The sequence below is a fragment of the Streptomyces sp. NPDC001508 genome (assembly GCF_040298665.1).
Classification (GTDB): Bacteria; Actinomycetota; Actinomycetes; order Streptomycetales; family Streptomycetaceae; genus Streptomyces.
On the sequence record NZ_JBEPAP010000004.1, the window covers coordinates 93,039 to 111,731 of the forward strand.

The window sequence follows — 18,693 nt, forward strand, 5'->3', positions numbered from 1 at the left end:
CCCGGCAGGCGAACCCTTTCCTTTTCAGTGAGTCCGTAGATCTGATCAGCTCCAAAATACCGCCAAACGTGATCAGAACCCACCTTTGTCACCGGGCTCCCCGGAGGTAGCACGATGTCCCACGTCGGCGTCGGACCGCGCGCGATCATGCGCTCGGCCGCCTTCCTCACCGCGGGTGCGCTCGCGGTGTCCTTCCTCGTCGGCTGCGGCTCCGAAGACGAGGCGAGCCGTCCGCTGGCCGGTCAGGACATCGCCGCCGTCGCCCGCGACGAGGTCACCGACGGCGGCACGCTGCGCTGGGCCGTGGACGCGCTGCCCCAGACCCTGAACGCCTTCCAGGCCGACGCGGACACCGGCACCAACCGGGTCGCCCAGGCTGTCCTGCCGTCGATGTTCCGGCTCGACGAGAACGGGCGCCCGGTCCGCAACCCCGACTACCTGGAGTCCGCCAAGGTCATCGAGACCGAGCCCCGCCAGGTCGTCCTCTACAAGCTCGACCAGCAAGCCGTGTGGAGCGACGGCCGGGAGATCGGCGCCGCCGACTTCGCCGCCCAGTGGCGCGCCCTGTCCGGCAAGGACACCGCCTACTGGACCGCCCGCAACGCCGGCTACGACCGCATCGAGAAGATCGAGCGCGGCGCCAACGACCTGGAGGTCCGGGTCACCTTCAGCCGCCCGTACGCCGACTGGAAGTCGCTGTTCTCGCCGCTGTACCCGAAGGACGTCATGGGCACCCCCGACGCCTTCAACGACGGCGCGCGCCGCGGGCTCCAGGTCACCGCCGGGCCGTTCCGGCTCGACAGGGTCGACACCAAGGCCCAGGACATCGTCCTGACCCGCAACCCGCGCTGGTGGGGGCGCCCCGCGAAGCTGTCCCAGCTGGTGCTGCACGCCGTGCCCCGCGACCAGCGGGCCACCGCGCTGGCCAACGGCACCGTGGACCTCACCGACATCGACCCCGCGGACGTGGAGCGGATCGGCCTCGCCGCGCGGGGCAGCGGCGGCGCCCCCCTCCTGGGCGCCGGGCGCACCTCAGCGAAGAAGCTGCGCTCCTGGGCCCTGGAGCACGGCCTGCCGTCCCACGAACTGCCCGAGGACACGACGAAGCTACGCCAGAAGATCAGCACGTATCTGCGCGAGCAAGACGCGCTGCGCGACGTCGAGATCCGCAGGTCCCTGGAGCCCGCCTACACCCAGCTCGCGCTCAACGGCTCCGCGGGCCCGCTCGCCGACGAGCGGGTGCGCCGCGCCGTCGCCCGCGCCCTCGACCGCAAGGCGCTCGCCAAGGTGGTGCTCGGACCCCTCGGCCTGCCCGCGGTCCCGGTCGGCAGCCACCTCGCCCTGTCCGGACAGTCCGCCTACGCCGACGGCAGCGGCTCCCTGGGCAGCCAGGACACCGCGGAGGCGCAGTCCCTGCTCGCCGATGCCGGGTGGGTGCCCGGCGGTCCGGTCACGGAGAAGAAGGCGGACAAGGCGGCCGGCGGCCAGGCGGACAAGGAGTCCGAGGGCGGCAAGGAGGGCACCTATGTCGTCGGCGAGGACGACAAGCCGCCGCACCGGGCCGCAGACGACGACCCGAAGGACCCTGCGGGCCCCGCGGCCGAGCACAGCGTGGCCGAGCAGGGCGACGAGGCCGACAAGCGGCTCGCGCCGGACGGCCGGCAGCACACCGACAGGCACCCGCCGCAGGGCGGCGCGCCCGGCGCGTACGCCCCGCGGGGCACCGCCGCGCCGGCCCCCGCGGCCGGGCCGCTCGCCAAGGACGGCAAGGCGCTCACGCTCCGCTTCGTGCTCCCCTCGGGCCCCGGCTCGGAGTCCCTGCGGGCCGTCGCCGACCGGATCACACAGATGCTGGACAAGGTCGGCATCGTCACGGAGATCAGCAAGGTCCCCGACGAGAGCTACTTCAAGGACCACATCGCGTCCGGCCAGTACGACCTCGCCCTGTACTCCTGGCCGTCCTCCGCCTTCCCCGCCACCGACGCCCGCCCGATCTACGCCAAGCCGGTCCCGGCCGCCGACGGCTCGGTGAACGTCGAGCAGAACTACACCCGGATCGGCACCGACCAGGTCGACCAGCTCTTCGACCAGGCCGTCGCCTCGCTCGACGAGGACGAGGCGCGCTCGCTGATCCGCAAGGCCGACTCCCGCATCTGGGCCGCGGCCGGCTCCATCCCGCTCTACCAGCGCCCGCAGCTCACCGCCGCCCGCAAGAACCTGGTCAACGCGGGCTCCTTCGGGTTCCAGACGCCCCTGTACGAGGACATGGGATTTTTGAAGAAGGGGGCGCCGGGCCCGTCCGCGGGCTGAGACGCCGAGGGCTGAGGAGGTCACCTCCCGCGGCGCCCCGTAACATGGGGTGAGGCCGTGGCGTGTCAAGCCCGGCAGGGCCCGCGTCACACGGACCGACGCGAGGGCCTTCCTCACACCCCGGGAGTACGCCGCACTATGGCTGTGACCGCTACGCGTCACGACATCCGCAACGTCGCCATCGTCGCCCACGTCGACCACGGCAAGACCACCATCGTCGACGGCATGCTGAAGCAGGCCGGCGCCTTCGCCGCCCACCAGCTCGACCAGGTCGACGACCGCGTCATGGACTCGAACGACCTGGAGCGTGAGAAGGGCATCACGATCCTCGCCAAGAACACGGCGGTGAAGTACCACCCCAAGCAGGGCGGGGACCCGGTCACCATCAACATCATCGACACCCCCGGCCACGCCGACTTCGGCGGCGAGGTCGAGCGCGGTCTGTCGATGGTCGACGGTGTGGTGCTGCTCGTGGACGCCTCCGAGGGCCCGCTGCCGCAGACCCGCTTCGTGCTGCGCAAGGCGCTCCAGGCCCGGCTGCCCGTCATCCTGTGCATCAACAAGACGGACCGGCCCGACGCCCGTATCGACGAGGTCGTCAACGAGACCTACGACCTGTTCCTCGACCTGGACGCCGACGAGGAGCAGATCGAGTTCCCGATCGTCTACGCCTGCGGCCGCGACGGCATCGCCTCGCTGACCAAGCCGGACAACGGCACCGTCCCGGCCGACTCCACCAGCCTGGAGCCGTTCTTCTCCACCATCCTGGAGCACATCCCGGCGCCCACCTATGACGCGGAGGCCCCGCTCCAGGCCCATGTCACCAACCTGGACGCCGACAACTTCCTCGGCCGTATCGCGCTGCTCCGGGTCGAGCAGGGCGAGCTGCGCAAGGGCCAGACGGTCGCGTGGATCAAGCGCGACGGGTCCGTGCAGAACGTGCGGATCTCCGAGCTGATGATGACCGAGGCGCTCACCCGCAAGCCCGCGGAGAAGGCCGGGCCGGGTGATATCTGCGCCGTCGCCGGTATCCCGGACATCATGATCGGCGAGACTCTGGCGGACCCGGAGAACCCGGTCGCGCTGCCGCTGATCACGGTCGACGAGCCCGCGATCTCCATGACCATCGGCACCAACACCTCCCCGCTGGTCGGCCGCGGCGGCACCGGCAAGGGCGCCGACAACAAGGCGGCCGTCAAGGACCGCAAGGTCACCGCACGGCAGGTCAAGGACCGCCTGGACCGCGAGCTGATCGGCAATGTCTCGCTGCGTGTCCTGGAAACCGAGCGTCCGGACGCCTGGGAGGTCCAGGGCCGTGGCGAGCTGGCGCTCGCCATCCTGGTCGAGACCATGCGCCGGGAGGGCTACGAGCTGACGGTCGGCAAGCCCCAGGTGGTCACCAAGGACGTCGACGGCAAGGTCCACGAGCCGGTCGAGCGCATGACGATCGACGTGCCCGAGGAGCACATGGGCGCGGTCACCCAGCTCATGGGCGTCCGCAAGGGCCGGATGGACAACATGTCCAACCACGGCTCGGGCTGGGTCCGCATGGAGTTCGTCGTCCCGTCGCGTGGGCTCATCGGCTTCAGGACCGAGTTCCTGACCCAGACCCGCGGCACCGGCATCGGCCACTCCATCCACGAGGGCCACGAGCCGTGGTTCGGCCCGCTGCAGACCCGTAACAACGGCTCCCTGGTCGCCGACCGGGCCGGTGCCGTCACCGCGTTCGCGATGACCAACCTCCAGGAGCGCGGCGTGCTGTTCGTGGAGCCGGGCACCGAGGTGTACGAAGGGATGATCGTCGGGGAGAACTCCCGCTCCGACGACATGGACGTGAACATCACCAAGGAGAAGAAGCTCACCAACATGCGCTCGTCGACGGCCGATGTGGCCGAGTCGATCGTGCCGCCGCGCAAGCTGTCGCTCGAGCAGTCGCTGGAGTTCTGCCGCGACGACGAGTGCGTCGAGGTGACCCCGGAGGCGGTCCGCATCCGCAAGGTGAACCTGGACGCCCGCGAGCGGGCCCGCGCCGCGAGCCGCGCCAAGCACGGCTGAGACGGACCCGGTCCACGGTCCCTGGACCACGAGCGGGCCGGGCCTCCCCAGGGAGGCCCGGCCCGCTCGTCATGTCCCTTCAGAGAATGCCCCCGTTAGGGAAAACCCTCGGTTCCGCCCGCGAGACGCCGCGGCGCGAGCGAACCCCACTAGTCTGTGGCCGCGGTCTGCGGCGGCTGTGCCTCCGGTGCGCGCCGGACGGCTCCGGGGCCCGGGCACGACGCCCGGCACCGGATTCCCCATGGGTGTGCGGGTACGCCGAATCGGCCCCGCATGGATCGGAGTCTAACCGCAACCGGATTTCCGACCCCGAGCGTCCGGAATGCGGACAGCCGGAGCCGATAGATGTGTAACAAGTCCGTTTCGCAGGGATCTTTCGGCAAACACTTTGTCCGGATTTTGGAAGATGTTCGCGCCAGGTGTGATCGAACCGAGACCTTAGGAATGTGGTTTCGGTCTTCGCTCATGGCAGATAGTTAGGCGCGTAGAGCTCGGATAAACGGGTCATGCGCTTTCAGGTGGCGCCGACTCACGAGCAGGGGGGCACTCGACTCTCTCCGGCGCCGGTGACGGTGCCGTGTCGCGTGCCTCGCCATGCGGTGAACCATTGGACTCATGAGGAGGAACCCATGCGCGGTGCCAAGAGCGCCAAGTGGGTCGCGATTGCCGCGGTTGTGGCGCTGGGCGCGACCGCCTGCGGTGGTGGTGACGGGGACAAGGGCAGCGACAGCAAGGCCGCGGTCGACCCGAACGGCAAGTTCTCGGTCGAGGTCGGCGAGCCGCAGAACCCGCTGCAGCCCGCCAACACCATGGAGTCCAACGGCAGCATCGTCATCAAGTCGCTCTTCTCCGGGCTGGTCGACTACGACGAGAGCGGCAAGATCGTCTACGTCAACGCGCAGTCGGTCGACTCCAAGGACAACAAGACCTTCACGGTCAAGCTGAAGCCCGGCTGGAAGTTCCACGACGGCACCCCGGTGACCGCCGAGTCCTACGTCAAGGCGTGGAACTGGGCCGCCAACCCGGAGAACAAGCAGACCAACAGCTTCTGGTTCTCCGACATCAAGGGCTACGACGACGTCGCACCGGAAAAGGGCAAGGCGAAGGCCACGGAGCTGTCCGGCCTGAAGGTCGTCGACGACAACACCTTCACCATCACGCTGAGCAAGCCGATCCCGTACTACGTCTACAAGCTCGGCTACGAGGTCTTCGACCCGCTGCCGGAGTCCTTCTACAAGGACCCGAAGGCGGCCGGCGAGCACCCGATCGGCAACGGCCCCTACAAGTTCGTCAGCTGGGACCACAAGAAGCAGATCGAGGTCACCCGCAACGACGACTACCAGGGTCCGAACAAGGCCAAGAACGGTGGTGTGCTCTTCAAGAACTACACCAACCTGGAGACGGCCTACGAGGACCTGAAGTCCGGCAACGTCGACGTCCTGCGTCAGATCGCGCCCAAGGACCTCCCGGTCTACAAGCAGGACCTCGGCGACCGCGCCGTGGACCAGGCATACTCCGCGATCCAGACCGTCGCCGTCGCCTTCTACACCAAGCAGTGGAAGGACATCGACCCGAAGGTCCTCCAGGGCCTGTCGATGGCGATCGACCGCGACACCATCACCAAGACCGTGCTCCAGGGCACCCGTGAGCCGGCCACCGGCTGGGTCGCCAAGGGCGTCCTCGGCTACCAGCCGAACGCCGCCGGTGACATCACCAAGTACGACGCGGCCAAGGCCAAGAAGCTCATCCAGGAGGGCGGCGGCGTTCCGGGCAACGCCATCTCCATCCAGTACAACGCGGACGGCGGCCACAAGGAGTGGGTGGAGGCGGTCTGCAACTCCATCACCAAGGCCACCGGTGTGAAGTGCACGGGCGACTCGAAGGCCGACTTCCAGGCCGACCTGAACGCGCGTGACGCCAAGGAGGTCAAGTCCCTCTACCGCTCCGGCTGGGTGCTGGACTACCCCTTCAACGCGAACTTCATCCGCGACCTGTTCGGCACCGAGTCGGACGGCAACCAGGGCGGCTTCTCCAACAAGAAGATCGACCAGGAGATCGCGGCCGCCGACGCCGCGGGCTCGCTGGAGGAGTCGGAGAAGAAGTACCAGGAGATCGAGAAGCAGCTCCCGAACTACATGCCGAGCATTCCGCTCTGGTACTACAAGGTCAACGCGGGCTACTCGGAGAACGTCAGCGGCGTCAAGTACGCCCAGGACGGCGACCCGATCCTGACCGGCGTTCAGGTCCACAAGAAGTAACCACAAGCCCGTAGTCCCGGGGCGCGGCGCCCGCGCCCCGGGGTGACGGCAGTGGCTGGGGGGCCCTTTCCGCACGCATCGTCCAACGGTGCGCGGGGAAAGGGCCCATCGGCTGCCGCCGTGATTGACATGGAGGCACGATGGGGCGCTACGTCGCACGACGACTGCTCCAGATGATCCCGGTGTTCATCGGGACAACCCTGCTGATCTTCCTCATGGTCTACGCCCTGCCCGGTGACCCCGTGCGCGGGCTCTTCGGCGACAAGGCGGGCAGCCCGCAGGTCATCGCGTCGCTGAGACATGAGTACGGCCTGGACCAGCCGATCCTGGTGCAGTACTTCAACTACATGAAGGGCATGATTCTGCACGCCGACTTCGGCACGCAGATCGCGAGTGGCCGCCCCGTCACCGACGTGCTCGGCGACGCCTTCCCGGTGACCCTCCGCCTCGCCTCGCTGGCCTTCGCCATCGAGGTCGTCCTGGGCATCACCCTCGGTGTCGTGGCGGGCCTGCGGGCCGGCCGGGCGACGGACAATGTCGTCCTCGTCATCACGCTGCTCTTCATCTCGGTGCCCGTCTTCGTCCTCGGCTTCATCCTGAAGCTGGTCTTCGCCGAGCAGTTGCACTGGCTCGAGCCCAACGTCAACGACTCGACGGACTACGGCCAGCTGCTGATGCCCGCGATCGTCCTGGCCACCGCGTCACTCGCGTACGTGACCCGGCTCACCCGGACGTCGATCGCCGAGAACGTGCGCGCCGACTACATCCGTACCGCCGTCGCCAAGGGCCTGCCCCGGCGCCGCGTGGTGGGTGTCCACCTGATGCGGAACTCGCTGATCCCTGTCGTCACCTACCTGGGCACCGACCTGGGCGCCCTGATGGGCGGCGCGGTCGTCACCGAGGGCCTGTTCAACATCAAGGGCGTCGGCGGCACCATCTACGAGTCCATCGTGCGCCGCGAGGGGACCACCGTCGTGGGTCTGGTGACGGTACTGGTCCTCGTCTACCTCGTCGCCAACCTTCTCGTGGACCTGCTGTACGCGGTCCTGGACCCGAGGATTCGCTATGCCTGACGTGACCAAGACCGTTCCCGAGGCCGCCGCCGAGGAGGCGGCGGTCGCGGCGGTGGGCGGACCGCTGCCGGAGACCAAACCGGAGAAGTCCCGCAGCCTGTGGGGCGACGCCTGGGCCGATCTGCGCCGCAGCTGGATCTTCATCGTCTCCAGTGTGCTGATCCTGATCCTGCTGTTCATCACCTTCTTCCCGGGCTGGTTCACCAGTGCGGACCCGGTCCTCGGTGACCTGTCCAAGCACTATCTGCAAAAGCCGCGCCTCGGGGACATCGGCGCGGCCGACTGGCTGGGCTACGACCAGCAGGGCCGCAGCGTCTACGCACGGGTGATCTACGGCACCCGCGCCTCGGTGGCCGTCGGCTTCGGCACCACCATCGTCGTCACCCTGATCGGCGGCCTGGTCGGCATGATCGCGGGCTACTTCGGCGGGGTCGTGGACGCGATCATGTCCCGGCTCACGGACGTGTTCTTCGGCATCCCCTTCCTGCTGGGCACGATGGTCGTGCTGAACTCCTTCACCGACCGCACCGCCTGGGTCGTCATCGGCGCGCTCGGCTTCTTCGGCTGGACCCAGATCGCCCGCGTGATGCGCGGCGCGGTCATCACCACCAAGCAGGCCGACTACGTCCACGCGGCCAAGGCGCTGGGCGCGAGCACACCCCGGATCATGTTCCGGCACATCCTGCCGAACACCCTGGCCCCGGTGATCGTGGTCGCGACCATCTCGCTCGGCGTCTACATCGGCGCCGAGGCCACGCTGTCCTTCCTGGGCCTGGGGCTCAACGGCGTATCGTGGGGCAACGACATCTCCGACGGCGGTGCCCAGATCCGCGTCGCCCAGTGGATCATGCTCTACCCGTCGATCATGCTCAGCATCACGGTGCTGGCATTCATCATGCTCGGTGAGGCCGTACGCAACGCCCTCGACCCGAAGATGCGCTGAGGGAGGCGTACGTGACCACCATCGAAGAAGTCGTTCCCGTGCCGTCGTCCCGCGACGGCGGCGCGGACGGTGCACCGCTGCTCGAAGTGCGCGACCTGCACGTCGAGTTCCACACCCGGGAGGGCGTGGTCCGGGCCGTCAACGGCGTCAACTACAGCGTCGACGCCGGCGAGACGCTCGCCGTGCTCGGCGAGTCCGGCTCCGGCAAGTCCGTCACCGCGCAGGCCATCATGGGCATCCTCGACATGCCGCCGGCCAAGATCCCGCAGGGCGAGATCCTCTTCCGCGGCCACGACATGCTGAAGATGAGCGCCGAGGAACGCCGCACTCTTCGCGGCAGCCGGATCGCGATGATCTTCCAGGACGCGCTCAGCTCGCTCAACCCGGTGCTGAGCGTCGGCTACCAGCTCGGCGAGATGTTCCGGGTCCACCAGGGCCTGTCCAAGAAGGACGCCAAGGCCAAGGCCATCGAGCTGATGGACCGGGTCAAGATCCCGGCCGCGGCGGCCCGCGTCAACGACTACCCGCACCAGTTCTCGGGCGGCATGCGCCAGCGCATCATGATCGCCATGGCGCTGGCGCTCGAACCGGACCTGATCATCGCCGACGAGCCGACCACGGCCCTCGATGTGACGGTCCAGGCCCAGGTGATGGACCTGCTCGCGGAACTCCAGCGCGAGTACAACATGGGCCTGATCCTCATCACCCACGACCTGGGCGTGGTCGCCGACGTCGCCGACAAGATCGCGGTGATGTACGCGGGCCGGATCGTGGAGCGTGCCCCGGTCCACGAGTTGTACAAGCGTCCCGCGCATCCCTACACCCGGGGCCTGCTCGACTCGATCCCGCGCCTGGACCAGAAGGGCCAGGAGCTGTACGCGATCAAGGGCCTGCCGCCCAACCTGCTGCGCGTACCGACCGGTTGCGCCTTCAACCCGCGCTGCCCCAAGGCCCAGGACGTGTGCCGTACCGAGGTACCGCAGCTGCTGCCCGTCACCGAGCAGGACGGCACCGAACTGGTGGGCCGGGCCTCGGCATGCCACTTCTGGAAGGAGACGATCCATGGCTGAGCTCAGCAAGAACGACGAGCCGCAGGACGCCACGCCGAACGTCTCCGAGGTGGACGTCGTCGAGGCCCGCAGCGAGGACGAGGCGGTCACCGCCATCGAGGCGCCCGTCGAGCATGGCGAACCGATCCTTCAGGTACGCGACCTGGTGAAGCACTTCCCGCTCACCCAGGGCATCCTGTTCAAGCGTCAGATCGGTGCGGTCAAGGCCGTCGACGGCGTCTCCTTCGACCTGCACCAGGGCGAGACCCTGGGCATCGTCGGCGAGTCCGGCTGCGGCAAGTCGACCGTCGCCAAGCTCCTGATGAACCTGGAACGGGCGACGGCCGGCGAGATCTTCTACAAGGGCCAGGACATTACCAAGCTGTCCGGGCGCGCCCTGAAGGCCGTGCGGCGCAACATCCAGATGGTCTTCCAGGACCCGTACACGTCGCTCAACCCGCGGATGACGGTCGGCGACATCATCGGCGAGCCCTTCGACATCCACCCCGAGGCGGCCCCCAAGGGCGACCGGCGCCGCAAGGTGCAGGAACTCCTGGACGTCGTCGGCCTCAACCCCGAGTACATCAACCGGTACCCGCACCAGTTCTCCGGCGGCCAGCGCCAGCGCATCGGCATCGCCCGCGGCCTCGCGCTCAACCCGGAGATCATCATCTGCGACGAGCCGGTGTCGGCCCTGGACGTGTCCGTCCAGGCACAGGTCATCAACCTGATGGAGCGCCTCCAGGACGAGTTCAACCTGTCCTACATCTTCATCGCGCACGACCTGTCGATCGTCCGGCACATCTCCGACCGCGTCGGGGTGATGTACCTCGGCAGGATCGTCGAGATCGGCACCGACGAGCAGATCTACGACCACCCGACGCACCCCTACACCCAGGCGTTGCTGTCGGCGGTCCCGGTGCCGGACCCGGACGCCCGCGAGAACCGCGACCGGATCATCCTCACCGGTGATGTGCCGTCCCCGGCCAACCCGCCGTCGGGCTGCCGCTTCCGCACCCGCTGCTGGAAGGCCCAGGACAAGTGCTCCCAGGAGGTCCCGCTGCTGGCGGTCCCCGAGCGCTTCAAGACCTCGGACGCCCCGGCGGCCCACGAGTCGGCCTGCCACTTCGCCGAGGAGAAGGACATAGTCCACGCGGCCTGACCCCCGCCGCCCCGGTTCCCGGCACCTTCCCAGGCGCCGGGAACCGGCGTTTTCCGGGGCAGCCCCACTGAATCCCGACCGTTCGTACCACCGCCCGGCTCGCCCATGTGTAGCATGACCACGGGTGCGTACCCGTACCCCGAACTGGTAGTGAGTGAAGGGATACGCCCGTGTCTGACGCCAACATCCGCATCCCCGCCGAGGCGCGCGACCGGCTCGCCGAGATAGCGGCCGGCGAGGGCCTGTCGCTCCGTGCCTACCTCGCCCGGCTCGCCGACAGTCTGCTCACACCCGCCGAGCGTGCCGAGCGTGCCGCGCAGGCCCGTGCTGTGCTGCGGGAGTGGAACGGCTACGACCCCAGCGGGGCAGAGGAGGCCGACCTGGACGCGGAACTCGACCGCAGGCTGGCCGCGGCGGCCGGCTCGTGACCGACTCCCTGCATGTGATCCTCGACGCCACGGCGATGGTGGCCGCCGGTTCGGGAAACGTCCTGGCGTCCCGCCTGTTTCACCGTGCCCACGCCGTACCCGGTTGGTACCTGTACGCGCCCGCGTGCGCGCTGGTGGAAGCCGACCGTACCCGGCCGGGTACGGCCGAGCACATTGCGGCCATGCCCGGCATCGCCGTCCTCGAACTGGACCTGCCCGCGGTCCTGGCCCTCGCGCGCGACATTACCTGGGCTCCGGCACAGGTCGAGTACGCGGCCCGGCCGACGCCCGAACGACCCGACGGGGCGGTCGTCGCCACGGTCGTCGCGCAAAGCTGGCAGGGGCGCAAGGTCCGGATCCTCGATCTCAGTTCGTGAGCGGGTCCGCCGCCCTCAGGCACCGACCCGTTGCGCGGCCCAGTGGCAGGCGGCCTGCGACGTGCCGCCGGCGTTCAGTACGCCGGGGTCCTCGGTGCGGCAGCGGTCGGCGATGCCTGCCCGCTCGGCCTCGCCGTTCGCGAGGACCGGGCAGCGGGCCCGGAAGCGGCAGCCGGAGGGGATGCGGGAGGGGTCCGGGGGTTCACCGGCCAGCACGACCGGTTCGCCCGGCGCCTCCGGCAGCACCGACAACAGGGCCTGGGTGTACGGGTGTCGGGGCGCGGTCAGCACCTCCTCGACCGGGCCCGTCTCCACGATCCGGCCCAGGTACATCACCGCGACCCGGTCGGCGATGTTCCAGGCCAGACCGAGGTCATGGGTCACGACCAGGGCGGCGAGCCCCAGTTCGGTGCGCAGCCGCAGCAGCAGGGCCAGGATCTCACCGCGCACCGAGGCGTCCAGCGAGGCCACCGGCTCGTCGGCGACGAGGAGTTCGGGTTCCAGGACCAGCGCGCCCGCGATCACCACGCGCTGCCGCTGGCCGCCGGACAACTCGTGCGGGTAGCGCAGGAAGAACCGCTCCGGCGGCCGCAGCCCCGCCCGGGAGAGGGCGTCGGCGACCGCCGTCCGTTCGTCCCCCGTATGCCCGTGGATGCGCAGCCCCTCGGCCACCGCGTCGTACACCGTGTGCCGTGGGTTGAGTGATCCGCTGGGGTCCTGGAGCACCAGCTGGACCCGGCGCCGATAGGCCCGCAGGGCCCGCGAGGTGTACGCCAGCGGCTTCCCGTCGAAGCGCACGCTTCCGGAGGCGGGCCGTTCCAGACCGAGCAGGGAGCGTGCCAGCGTCGTCTTGCCGCAGCCCGACTCGCCGACCAGGGCCACGATCTCACCGGGCCGGATGTCCAGTTCGACGCCGTCCACGGCCCGTGCCTCGGGGGCGCCGTGTCGTCCGGGGAAGGTCACCTGCAGCCCCCGGGCGCTGAGCAGGGGCGACGCTGGTGTCGTCATGCGGTGCTCCTGGTGTCCTCGGCCCCGGTGGCCGGCCCCGGGACGGTGGCCGGGACGTGTACGCACGCGGCCCGCCGTCCCCCGGCCGTCTCGCGCAGCACCTGGTTCTCGGTGGCGCAGACGTCCAGGGCGACGGGGCAGCGCGGATGGAACGCGCACCCGGAGGGCAGCGCGAACGGATCGGGCGGGTCGCCGGGCAGCCCCTGGGGGGCGAACCGGGAGGCGGGGTCGCCGATGTGCGGGAACGCCGTCGACAGCGCCCTGCCGTACGGGTGCCGGGCGTCCTCGTGGACCGTGCGCGCCGGGCCCTCCTCGACGACCCGGCCCGCGTACATCACCGCCAGCCGGTCGCAGGTGTCGGCGAGCACCGCCAGATCGTGGCTGATCATGATCAGCCCCAGGTCCTGTTCGCTGACGAGTTGTTCGATCAGCCGGAGGATCTGCGCCTGGATCATCACGTCCAGGGCCGTGGTCGGCTCGTCGGCGACCACCAGCCGCGGGTCGCAGGCGAGCGCCATGGCGATCATGACGCGTTGCCGCTGGCCGCCGGAGAGTTCATGCGGGTACGCCGTCGCCCGCGCCGTGGGCAGGCCGACCTGTTCCAGAAGTTCGCCGGTCCGCTTCCGCGCCGCCGCCTGCGTCGCCCGGCCGTGCAGCAGGATCGGCTCGGCGATCTGGTCGCCGACCCGGTGCACGGGGTTGAGCGAGTGCATGGCGCCCTGGAAGACGATCGACGCGCCCGCCCAGCGCACCGCCCGCACCCGCCCCCAGCGCATCGCGAGGATGTCCTCGCCGTCGAGCAGGATCTCCCCGCTCACCCGGGCGCCGGCGGGCAGCAGCCGTAGCAGGGCGAGCGCGAGCGTGGACTTGCCGCAGCCCGACTCGCCGGCGATCCCGAGTTTCTCTCCCGCCGCCACTAAGAGGTCCACACCGCGTACGGCGGCGGCTCCGCCGGCGTACGTCACCGTCAGGTTCCGGACTTCGAGGAGCGTCAACGGGCCACCCCCAGCCTGGGATTGAGCACGGACTCCACCGCGCGGCCGCACAGTGTGAAGGCCAGCGCGACCAGGGCGATCGCGATGCCGGGCGGCACCAGGTACCACCAGTCGCCGGCGCTGACCGCGCCCGCCTCACGCGCGTCCTGGAGCAGTCCGCCCCATGAGACGACCGTCGGATCGCCGAGACCGAGGAACGCCAGGGTCGCCTCGGCGAGGATGGAGGAGGAGACCATCAGCGTGGTCTGCGCCAGTACGAGCGGCATCACGTTGGGCAGCACATGCCGGGTCATGATGTGCCAGTGGCCGCCGCCGAGCGCCCTGGCCCGTTCGATGTACGGACGGGACTCCACCGCCAGTGTCTGCGCCCGCACCAGCCGGGCGGTGGTCGGCCAGGAGGTGACACCGATGGCGAGGACGACCGTGCCGAGGGAGCGGGACATGACGGTGGCCAGCGCGATCGCGAGCACCAGCGTCGGCATCACCAGGAACCAGTCCGTGATCCGCATCAGCACGGTCCCGTACGCCCCCCGGAAGTGTCCGGCGCAGATCCCGACCACCGCGCCGATCGCCACCGACAGCACGGCGGCGAGCAGCCCGACCAGCAGGGAGACCCGCGAGCCCCAGATCAGCAGGCCCAGCAGATCGCGTCCGAACCGGTCCGTGCCGAGCGGGAACTGCCCGCTCGGCGCCTCCAGGGGGCTGCCGGGCGCGTCGGTCACGTCGGAGACGCCGGAGCCGACCGTCAGCGGCGCGGTCAGCGCCGCGAGCGCGAACAGCACGAGCCCGGCGAGGCCCAGCAGTCCGGCGCGATGGGTGCGGTACTGCCGGCAGAAGCGTGCGGCGGAGCGGCGGCGGCGCTGCCGCGCCAGGGCCCGCGGGCCGGGCTGTGCCGCCTCGGTGCTCATCGGCCCACCCGCGGATCGAGCAGCGGATAGAGCAGATCGGCCAACGTGTTCATGACGATCACCGCCGAGGCGAAGAAGAGGAACAGGCCCTGCACCAGGGGCAGGTCGGGCACGCTCAGTGCCTGGTAGAAGAGTCCGCCGAGGCCCGGCCAGGAGAACACCGTCTCGACCAGGATCACACCGGCGACGGTCCGGCCGAGGTTGACGAAGACGAGGGTGACGGTGGGCAGCAGCGCGTTCGGTACGGCGTGCCGGCGCCGTACCAGGTCGTCCCGCAGGCCCTTGGCGCGCGCGGTCGTCAGATAGTCGCTGCCCATCTCGTCGAGCAGTGCCGAGCGGGTGACCAGCAGGGTCTGCCCGTACTCGACGGCGACCAGGGTGATCACCGGCAGCACGAGGTGGTGGGCGACATCGAGGATGTAGGCGAAGCCCTCCTCGCCGCCCGACTCCATGCCGCCGGTCGGGAACAGGCCGGGCACGGGGCCGAGGCCCACCGAGAACACGATGATGAGCAGCAGGCCGAGCCAGAACTGCGGGACGGAGTACAGGGTCAGCGCCAGGCCGGTGTTCAGCCGGTCGCCGAGGCGGCCGTGCCGCCATGCCGAGCGGGTGCCGAGGTACATGCCGAGCGCGGTGTACAGCACGAACGCGGTGCCGGTCAGCAGCAGGGTGTTCGGCAGGGCTTCGGTGATCTTGTCGATGACCGGGGCGCGGAACTGGTACGAGGTGCCCAGATCGCCGGTGAGGGCCTTGCCGCAGTAGTCCGTGAACTGTTCCCACAGCGGCAGGTCGAGCCCGAACTCCCGCCGGTACTGGGCCAGTTGTTCGGCGGATACGGGCCGGCCGCCGGTCAGGGTCTTGACCGGGTCGCCGGGGATCAGCCGGAACAGGAAGAAGCCGGTGACGAGGACGGCGAGCAGGGAGACGGCGGCGCCGCCCAGCTTCGCCGCCCCGTAGCGCAGGTATCCGGTCCAGGAGCGGGCCCGCGGCCCACGGGCCGCCGGCCCGGTGGGAACCGGACCGGCGGCCTCGGCCGGCGTCGACGCGGTGTCAGCGGCCATGGCGGGCCGCCCGCTGCGTGGGTGCGAGGGTCGGACGCATCGGCTATTCGCGGTCGTCGGCGGTGGCGCGGCGGCGGCTCGCGAGGAGGAGCCCGGCGCCGGCGAGGACCACGACGCCCGCGACGACGCCGATGACGATGCCGGTGGAACCGCCGCCGCCGGACGAGCCGGAGTCGTCGGCCGGGACCGCCGACCACCAGCTCCAGTAGCCGTCCTGGCCGTAGATGTTGCCGGCGGCCTTGGGCATCGTCGTGATCGACTTGATCTGGTCGGTGCGGTAGGCCTCGACAGCGTTCGGGTACGCCATGACGTTCATGTACCCCAGGTCGTACAGCCTCGACTCGGCCTGTTTGACGAGGGTGGCCCGCTTGGCGGAGTCGTACTCGGCCAGCTGCCGCGCGTACAGGTCGTCGTACGTCTTGTCGCAGATGAAGTTGTCGGTGGCCCCGGTGTCCTTCGGCGCTGCGGGCAGGGCCGCACAAGTGTGGATGGACAGGACGAAGTCCGGGTCGGGGTTGACGGACCAGCCGTCGAAGGCGAGGTCGTACTTGCCGGCGAGCCAGGGGTCGGTGACGTTGTCGAGGCAGTCGAGCCGCATGCCGATGCCCAGCTCGCCCCACCACTCCTTGAGGTACTGGCCGACCGCCTTGTCGTTCGGGTCGGTGGCGTGGCACAGCACGCGGTAGTTCAGCGGCTTGCCGTCCTTGCCGACGCGCTTGCCGTCGCTGTTCTTCTTGTAGCCGGCCTGGTCGAGGAGCTGGGCGGCCTTCGCGGGGTCGTAGGCCAGCTCCTGGCTCGCGGACGGCTTCCAGAAGTAGCCGGCGAAGCGCGGTGGGACATAGCCCTGGCCCTCGACCGCGTGGCCCTGGAAGACCTTGTCGACGATGGCCTTGCGGTCGACGGCCATGAACAGGGCGTTGCGCACCCGCTGGTCGAGCAGGGAGGGATCGCCGTCACCGAACTTCTCGCCGTTCTTGGCCCTGGCGCCGGGGTTGGTGGCGAGGGCGTAGAAGCGGCGGCCGGGGGCGTCGTTGACGCGGACGTTCTTCTCGCCCTTGAGGGAGGCGGCCTGGGCGGGCGTCAGGGAGGGCGAGCCGGCGACGAAGGAGACCTCGCCCTTGCGCAGCGCGGCCACCGCCGCGTCCTGGTCCTTGTAGTACTTGAAGACCAGCTCGTCGAACTTCGGCGCCCCGCGCCAGAACGTCTTGTTGGCCTTCAGCCGCACATAGCTGTCGGGCCGGTAGTCGCTGAGCACGAACGGTCCGTCGCCGACGACGGGGAAGGTCTTGTCGTTGGTGAACTTCGAGAAGTCGGTGACCTTCTCCCAGATGTGCCGGGGCACGATCGGCACGTCCAGCGCGGTCATCGTGGCCTGGGGCTTCTTCAGTTCGATGACCAGCTTGGTGGGGCTCGGGGCCGTCACCTCACGGAAGTTGGTGACGAAGCTGCCGTTCGCGGTGGCGGCCGCCTCGTCGGTCATCATCTTGTTGAACGTCCAGGCCGCGTCCTGCGCGGTCACCCGCTGTCCGTCCGACCACTTGGCGTCGGAGCGGATCGTGTAGGTCCAGGTGAGCTTGTCGGCGGACGGCGCCCAGCTGGTGGCCAGACCGGGGACCGGGTGGGCGTCGGCGGGGTCGTAGTCGGTCAGATACTCGTACGTCAGCCGCAGGATGCTCGTGCTGACCAGACGGACCGCCAGGAAGGGGCTGAGCGAGTCGACGCTCTGTGCGACGGCGACGGTGAGGACCTTGTCGGCCGGGGCTGCCTGTGCCCGCCGGGGCGCCGGATCGAGCGGGGTGGCGAGGCCCGCGGTGAGCGTCACGGCGAGGGCGCCGGCGGCGGCGACGAGCCGGGCCGCACGGGATCGCGGGCTTCTCGGTAGTGAACGCCTTCTGCCGTACCGGTCTTGCGTGCTCATGAATCGTGACCTCGCGTCATCGCTCGCACAGGGACAGCCTGTTCGGACTTCAGCCGGATCTGGTCTGGTGGCGCCGGGCGGGTGATGAGTGTGTCTATCAGCGGCGGTCTGCGCGCGTCAACGGCCCGTGTCCTACGCCTTTGGCCTGCGGAAACAGCGAGTTGATGTTCGATACAGCAAACATTGGTGTAGACCGGTGAAGGGGGCCTGGTGGCGCGCTGGCGCCGTGCCGGCCGCGCTCAGCGTCAGGGCGCCGCGACGGTGATGATCTCGGCGCTGTCCTGCGTCAACGGCCCGTGCGCCCAGTCCCCGTACCGCTCCACCACGCCGAGTCCCGCCCGGCCGAGGAGCCGTGTCAGCGCGTCGGGGCCGAGGAAGCGCAGGGTGGAGCGGCTGACCCGCGGCCGGTCCCAGCCCTCCCCGTCGAACGTCTCCCTGAATCGCACGCGGTCGCCGAGGAGCGGCCCGTCGACCTCGCGCCACACCCGTACGGTCCGGCCGTCCGCGGCGTCGACGGTGCGTATGTGCTCCGGGGTCCAGCAGGTCCAGGCGCGGGCCGCCGGATGCGGGGTCTCGAACACGAACCGGCCGCCGGGTGCCAGGGCGGCCCTGACGGCGTGCAGCGCCAGCCGCAACTCCTCGTCGTCCACGAGCGTCTGGAAGGCGTGCCCGGTCATCACGACCAGGTCGAATCCGCCGTCCCACAGCCGGGTCCGCAGGTCGCCGAGCACCCATTCGACGCCGGGCTCGCGTCGGCGCGCCTGTACGAGCATCGCGGCGGCCGGATCCAGTCCCATGAGCCGGCCGTCGTGCCCGGCGCGTCTGGCCCGCGCCGGCAACCGGCCCGTACCGCATCCCACATCGAGCACCGAGCGGGCGGACATCACCAGGTCCAGATAGAAGTCGTCGCCCGGACCCCATGGGTTGAGGGCGTCGTACAGCGAGGCGAGCGAAAGATCCTTGAACGAGCGATCGACCACCGCGGCAGTGTGTCACACGCCGCCTGATCGAAGGGCAGGCGTCACCCCTCGTACGGGTGGACTGTCGCGCCGACGAGTGTCCCTCATGCCTTTTATCCAGCTCTTGCGGTGATATGAGCGGGCAATCGATCGATGCTCGGGGGTGGGCGTCACGGTGCATACCCGCGT

Annotated in this window: 15 protein-coding genes; 9 read left to right on the top strand and 6 right to left on the bottom strand. The window is 69.7% G+C overall.

What is annotated here, in order from left to right:
* Positions 1–114: 114 nt before the first annotated feature.
* From ABT245_RS06025 to ABT245_RS06065, 9 genes are all read left to right on the top strand, one after another.
* Complete coding sequence (locus tag ABT245_RS06025) at positions 115–2,310, top strand: ABC transporter family substrate-binding protein (RefSeq protein WP_351729169.1); 2,196 nt, start codon at positions 115–117, stop codon at positions 2,308–2,310.
* A gap of 138 nt (positions 2,311–2,448) precedes the next feature.
* Positions 2,449–4,365, top strand: a complete 1,917-nt coding sequence (typA, locus tag ABT245_RS06030; RefSeq protein ID WP_351729172.1) for a translational GTPase TypA — start codon at positions 2,449–2,451, stop codon at positions 4,363–4,365.
* Between the two features lie 629 nt (positions 4,366–4,994).
* Positions 4,995–6,623, top strand: a complete 1,629-nt coding sequence (locus ABT245_RS06035; RefSeq protein WP_351729174.1) for a peptide ABC transporter substrate-binding protein — start codon at positions 4,995–4,997, stop codon at positions 6,621–6,623.
* A 140-nt stretch (positions 6,624–6,763) separates the two neighbouring features.
* Positions 6,764–7,696, top strand: a complete 933-nt coding sequence (locus tag ABT245_RS06040) for an ABC transporter permease (RefSeq protein WP_351729176.1) — start codon at positions 6,764–6,766, stop codon at positions 7,694–7,696.
* Positions 7,689–8,639, top strand: a complete 951-nt coding sequence (locus tag ABT245_RS06045) for an ABC transporter permease (protein WP_351729179.1) — start codon at positions 7,689–7,691, stop codon at positions 8,637–8,639. The genes ABT245_RS06040 and ABT245_RS06045 overlap by 8 nt, the downstream gene beginning before the upstream one ends.
* An 11-nt stretch (positions 8,640–8,650) precedes the next feature.
* Complete coding sequence (locus ABT245_RS06050; RefSeq protein ID WP_351729182.1) at positions 8,651–9,709, top strand: ABC transporter ATP-binding protein; 1,059 nt, start codon at positions 8,651–8,653, stop codon at positions 9,707–9,709.
* Positions 9,702–10,850, top strand: a complete 1,149-nt coding sequence (locus ABT245_RS06055) for an ABC transporter ATP-binding protein (protein ID WP_351729185.1) — start codon at positions 9,702–9,704, stop codon at positions 10,848–10,850. Before ABT245_RS06050 ends, ABT245_RS06055 begins: the two co-directional genes overlap by 8 nt.
* 170 nt (positions 10,851–11,020) lie before the next feature.
* Complete coding sequence (locus ABT245_RS06060; RefSeq protein ID WP_351729187.1) at positions 11,021–11,278, top strand: hypothetical protein; 258 nt, start codon at positions 11,021–11,023, stop codon at positions 11,276–11,278.
* Positions 11,275–11,655 (top strand): PIN domain-containing protein, encoded by a 381-nt coding sequence (locus ABT245_RS06065; protein ID WP_351729190.1) that lies wholly within the window; start codon positions 11,275–11,277, stop codon positions 11,653–11,655. The genes ABT245_RS06060 and ABT245_RS06065 overlap by 4 nt, the downstream gene beginning before the upstream one ends.
* 15 nt (positions 11,656–11,670) lie before the next feature.
* Here the strand turns inward: ABT245_RS06065 and ABT245_RS06070 are convergent, their stop codons facing one another.
* The 6 genes from ABT245_RS06070 to ABT245_RS06095 all read right to left on the bottom strand — a co-directional run bounded on the left by ABT245_RS06070 (position 11,671) and on the right by ABT245_RS06095 (position 18,525).
* The gene (locus ABT245_RS06070) at positions 11,671–12,663 is read right to left on the bottom strand and encodes an oligopeptide/dipeptide ABC transporter ATP-binding protein (protein ID WP_351729193.1); all 993 of its coding nucleotides are present in this window, start codon (positions 12,661–12,663) and stop codon (positions 11,671–11,673) included.
* The gene (locus ABT245_RS06075) at positions 12,660–13,658 is read right to left on the bottom strand and encodes an ABC transporter ATP-binding protein (RefSeq protein WP_351729196.1); all 999 of its coding nucleotides are present in this window, start codon (positions 13,656–13,658) and stop codon (positions 12,660–12,662) included. The genes ABT245_RS06070 and ABT245_RS06075 overlap by 4 nt, the downstream gene beginning before the upstream one ends.
* A complete protein-coding gene (locus tag ABT245_RS06080; RefSeq protein WP_351729199.1) occupies positions 13,655–14,566 on the bottom strand; it encodes an ABC transporter permease in 912 nt (303 codons plus the stop codon). The genes ABT245_RS06075 and ABT245_RS06080 overlap by 4 nt, the downstream gene beginning before the upstream one ends.
* Positions 14,563–15,627, bottom strand: a complete 1,065-nt coding sequence (locus tag ABT245_RS06085) for an ABC transporter permease (RefSeq protein ID WP_351729201.1) — start codon at positions 15,625–15,627, stop codon at positions 14,563–14,565. Before ABT245_RS06085 ends, ABT245_RS06080 begins: the two co-directional genes overlap by 4 nt.
* 43 nt (positions 15,628–15,670) lie before the next feature.
* On the bottom strand, positions 15,671–17,545 hold the full coding sequence (locus ABT245_RS06090) for an ABC transporter substrate-binding protein (protein ID WP_351729204.1): 1,875 nt from the start codon (positions 17,543–17,545) through the stop codon (positions 15,671–15,673).
* Between the two features lie 245 nt (positions 17,546–17,790).
* Positions 17,791–18,525, bottom strand: coding sequence for a class I SAM-dependent methyltransferase (locus tag ABT245_RS06095; protein WP_351729206.1), 735 nt, complete (start codon positions 18,523–18,525; stop codon positions 17,791–17,793).
* Between the last annotated feature and the right edge of the window lie 168 nt (positions 18,526–18,693).

Coding starts and splice junctions, on each gene's coding strand:
- ABT245_RS06070 (WP_351729193.1), bottom strand. CDS start 12,663: ATGACGACACCAGCGTCGCCCCTGCTCAGCGCCCGGGGGCTGCAGGTG.
- ABT245_RS06025 (WP_351729169.1), top strand. CDS start 115: ATGTCCCACGTCGGCGTCGGACCGCGCGCGATCATGCGCTCGGCCGCC.
- ABT245_RS06035 (WP_351729174.1), top strand. CDS start 4,995: ATGCGCGGTGCCAAGAGCGCCAAGTGGGTCGCGATTGCCGCGGTTGTG.
- ABT245_RS06045 (WP_351729179.1), top strand. CDS start 7,689: ATGCCTGACGTGACCAAGACCGTTCCCGAGGCCGCCGCCGAGGAGGCG.
- typA (WP_351729172.1), top strand. CDS start 2,449: ATGGCTGTGACCGCTACGCGTCACGACATCCGCAACGTCGCCATCGTC.
- ABT245_RS06080 (WP_351729199.1), bottom strand. CDS start 14,566: ATGAGCACCGAGGCGGCACAGCCCGGCCCGCGGGCCCTGGCGCGGCAG.
- ABT245_RS06085 (WP_351729201.1), bottom strand. CDS start 15,627: ATGGCCGCTGACACCGCGTCGACGCCGGCCGAGGCCGCCGGTCCGGTT.
- ABT245_RS06040 (WP_351729176.1), top strand. CDS start 6,764: ATGGGGCGCTACGTCGCACGACGACTGCTCCAGATGATCCCGGTGTTC.
- ABT245_RS06090 (WP_351729204.1), bottom strand. CDS start 17,545: ATGAGCACGCAAGACCGGTACGGCAGAAGGCGTTCACTACCGAGAAGC.
- ABT245_RS06055 (WP_351729185.1), top strand. CDS start 9,702: ATGGCTGAGCTCAGCAAGAACGACGAGCCGCAGGACGCCACGCCGAAC.